Source organism: uncultured Aquincola sp. (assembly GCF_964001545.1).
In the GTDB taxonomy this organism is placed as follows: domain Bacteria; phylum Pseudomonadota; class Gammaproteobacteria; order Burkholderiales; family Burkholderiaceae_C; genus Aquincola.
The window spans coordinates 1-3,622 of the sequence record NZ_CAXFDV010000679.1 but is presented as its reverse complement, the minus strand read 5'-3'; the positions used below and the strand labels follow the sequence as shown (position 1 = coordinate 3,622).

Below are 3,622 nucleotides of genomic sequence, written 5' to 3'. Positions count from 1 at the left end.
TCGCCCTCGGTGGTCAACATCACCGCACTGGGCGTGGAGCGCGATTTCTTCAGCACCCGCGTCACCCAGGTGCCGCGTGGCACCGGCACCGGCTTCGTGTGGGACGAAGCCGGCCACATCGTCACCAACTTCCACGTCATCCAGGAGGCGTCGGGCGCGCGGGTCACGCTGTCCGACCAGTCCTCGCACAAGGCTTCGCTGGTGGGCGTGTTCCCTGACCGCGACCTGGCGGTGCTGAAGATCGAGGCGCCGCGCCAGAAGCTGCCGCCCATCGCGCTGGGCAGCAGCAAGGACCTGCAGGTGGGGCAGAAGGTGTATGCCATCGGCAACCCCTTCGGACTCGACCAGACGCTGACCACCGGCATCGTCAGTGCGCTCAACCGCGAGATCGAGTCGGTCACCCGCCGCACCATCCGCGGCGCGATCCAGACCGACGCGGCCATCAACCCCGGCAACTCGGGCGGGCCGCTGCTGGACTCGGCGGGCCGGGTGATCGGCGTCAACACCGCGATCTACAGCCCTTCGGGCGCCAGTGCCGGCATCGGCTTTGCCATTCCGGTGGACGAGGTCAACCGCATCGTGCCGCGGCTGATCCGCGACGGCCGCATGGTGCGGCCGGCGCTGGGCGTGACGGCCGGGCCCGAGAACATGGCCAAGGCCCTGGGCCTGCCCAAGGGCGTGCCGCTGGTGGCGGTGGCGCCGGGCGGGCCGGCGCAGAAGGCCGGGCTGCGGCCCTTCACCCGCGGCGCGCAGGGCGGCATCGTGGCGGGCGACGTGATTCAGGCCATCGACGATGCGGCGGTGGCCGACCTGGACGACATGCTCACCGCGCTGGAGCGCTACCAGCCCGGCGACCGCGTGACGCTGACGCTGTGGCGCGCCGGAGCCGTGCGCAAGCAGGCGGCGGTGCTGGCCGAATCGGACGACTGAAGGCCGCGTTTGACGGCTTCAGGCAGCGATGCCGGCGGCCCGACGCCGACGCACCCACGCACCGACCGCAGCCAGGCCGCCCAGCATCAGGGCCCACTGGCTGGGTTCAGGCACCGGCAGCGCCGTGCCCTGCCAACGGGTCACGTAGGGCTGGCCATTGATGAGGTCGAGCTGCACGATGCCGGTGTTCTGCAGGCCATTCGCAAAGGCAAAGTCGTAGCCCACGTTCTTGGCGAAGAAGGGCATCACATAGCCAGTCTCGGCGCCATGCCCCACCAGCACCACCACACCGGGGTCGTTCTGGTGGCGTTGGATGATCTCGGTCCAGGCCGGGATCACGCGAGCCGCCAGGTCGATCAGTGATTCGGCATTCGGCAGGTTCGGCTTGGCATCCGGCTGGCCTGCGGCCCAGGCCGCCAACGTGCTGCCCACGCCGGCTGCGCCCAGCTGTCCGAGATCGGTCGCGTCTCCGTAGTACCACTCGTTGGTGCGGGCGTCCGCGATCGGCGTCAGTCCGCGCGCGGCGGCCAGCGGCGCGGCCGTCAACTGGGTGCGCTGGTAGGCGCTGGTGTAGATCGTGGTGATGTCGTAGCCGGACAGGGCGCTGACCAGGCTATCGGCCTGCTGTTGGCCCAGCGCGGTGAGCGGCGGGTTCAGATATTCCTCGACCGAGGTGGCCGTGGCTGCATTCGCCGTGCTCTGCGCGTGGCGTACGAAAAGAAAGCTGGCCGCGCTGGCAGGCATGGCTTGCAAGGCTCCGATGAGGAGCATGGCGGCAAGTTGGGAGGACTTTTTCATGAGGCGGCAGCCCAGCTGTTGGTGAGACACAAGCGAGTCTCATTGACAAAAATGAAAGTGCTGTGACCCGTTCGGCGCCGAAGTGGTCGATCAGGCCCCATGGACGAACTGCGCAAACGTCAGCGGACATGTGGTTCTAGGGAGCGTGCAAGCGATGGCTGCTCGATAGATTGCCGGGTCCACCTTGGCAGCCCATCAGCTTCTCGCATGAACCTGAACATCACCCCCACGATGGCGCGCGTCTGCGCCATCACCGCGCTTTGCGCCGCCGCGCAACTCGGCACCGCGCAAGCCGCCCCCACCAGCGTGTCCGTCGACGTGGCCGGCATCCTGGACATGGACGAGCGCGACGCCCCCACCAACACCGTCCAGGAGCTGTTCGTGGGCGCCGGGCTGTTCATCACCACCCTCACGTGGAACGTCACGCTGACCAGCCACGACCCCAGCTACCTGTCGGAGATGCAGGTGACCTTCAGCGACTCGCTGGGCCACGGCGTCACCTTCACGCCGGGCGGTGGCGACGACTTCACCGGCACGGCCACGTATGCCGGCTTCCAGGACCTGCGGCTGCTGGGCCAGCACTTCCAGCTGGGCCAGGACGGGATGCTGCGCCTGGAGTTCCATGACGCCTACAAGGACCTGCCGTTCGACGAAGCCGAGGGCACCTGGAACGCCGGCACGCTCACCTTCGGCGTGTCGCCTGTGCCGGAGCTCGAGACCTGGGCCCTGATGGCGGGTGGCCTTCTGGCGGTGCTGGCGCTGGCCCGGCGTCGCACCCATGCAGCGCCTGCCGTCTGACCCATCGCACCCCACGTTCTCCGAGGCCTTCCATGTCTTCAAGCTCCTTCGTTCACGCCCTGCTCCGTCTGGCCCGCCGTGCGGCCGGCGCGGCCGCCATCGGCCTGGCGACCTCGCTGGCCGCGACGGCCGTGCTGGCCGAGCCGATCTTCGAGGTGGCCAAGCCGGTGCCGCTGTATTCGTACTTCGCGGTGGGCGACGTCAACGCCGCGGTCAAGGCGCCCACGGCGCTGCCCACGCCGTCCTTCGTGTTGATGGGCGGCGGCCCCGACGTCGATCCGGCCTTCCGCTGGCTGATCCAGCGCGCCGGCATCACGCCGGCCACCGGCGGGCGCTTCGTGGTCATCCGCGCCACGGGCACCGACGCCTACAACCCCTACATCTTCTACAGCGACGAAGCGCTGACCACCTCCAGCACCATCGCCGACCAGTGGGTGGGCGGTGCCTCGCTGGGGCTGAGCTCGGTGGAAACGCTGGTGATACCCAGCGTGAAGGCGGCCAACAGCGCGGCTGTCAATGCCATCGTGGCCCGGGCCAACGTGGTGTGGATCGCGGGCGGAGACCAGAGCCACTACATCCGCTTCTGGAAGGGCACGGCGCTGGAGCAGACGCTCAAGGCCCTGATGCAACGCAACGTGCCCATCGGCGGCACCAGCGCCGGGCTGGCGGTGCTGGGGCAGTTCGACTACTCGGCGCTGTACCGCTCGGCCACGTCCGAGCTGTCGATGCTCGATCCCTACTACAAGGACATCACCTTCGACCCTTCGCCGCTGAGCCTGACCGGTGGCTTCATCGCGCCGCCCGCGCTGGAGAGCCTGATCTTCGACAGCCATTTCGACAGCCGCGACCGCATGGGCCGCTTCGTCACGTTCCTCTCGCGCATCGTGGCGCCCACCACCACCCCGGGCGGCACGCTGGGCTGCAGCGGCGGCGTGCTGCCGGCTTCTTCCAGCGGCGTCAGGACGGCGCGCGGCATCGGCATCAGCGTGGAAACGGCGCTGCTGGTGCAAGGCCATGGCACGGGCCAGCCGGTGACCGCCACGCGCGTGACCAATGCATCGACGACGACGGAAAGCGCCGTCTACTTCGTGCGGCC

At 68.9% G+C, this 3,622-nt stretch carries 4 protein-coding genes; 3 read left to right on the top strand and 1 reads right to left on the bottom strand.

The annotated features are described in order from the left end of the window. The coding region (locus ABNT58_RS23870) for a trypsin-like peptidase domain-containing protein (RefSeq protein WP_348755893.1) at positions 1-930 on the top strand (930 nt) is incomplete at its 5' end. 18 nt (positions 931-948) lie between these two features. Here the strand turns inward: ABNT58_RS23870 and ABNT58_RS23865 are convergent. Further along, positions 949-1,728: a histidine phosphatase family protein gene (locus ABNT58_RS23865; protein ID WP_348755892.1), complete on the bottom strand. Its 780-nt coding sequence runs from the start codon at positions 1,726-1,728 to the stop codon at positions 949-951. Between the two features lie 207 nt (positions 1,729-1,935). On the opposite strand from ABNT58_RS23865, the gene ABNT58_RS23860 reads away from it, so the two are divergent. Continuing rightward, on the top strand, positions 1,936-2,526 hold the full coding sequence (locus ABNT58_RS23860; RefSeq protein ID WP_348755891.1) for a PEP-CTERM sorting domain-containing protein: 591 nt from the start codon (positions 1,936-1,938) through the stop codon (positions 2,524-2,526). 32 nt (positions 2,527-2,558) lie between these two features. Further along, the coding region (locus ABNT58_RS23855) for a cyanophycinase (protein WP_348755890.1) at positions 2,559-3,622 on the top strand (1,064 nt) is incomplete at its 3' end.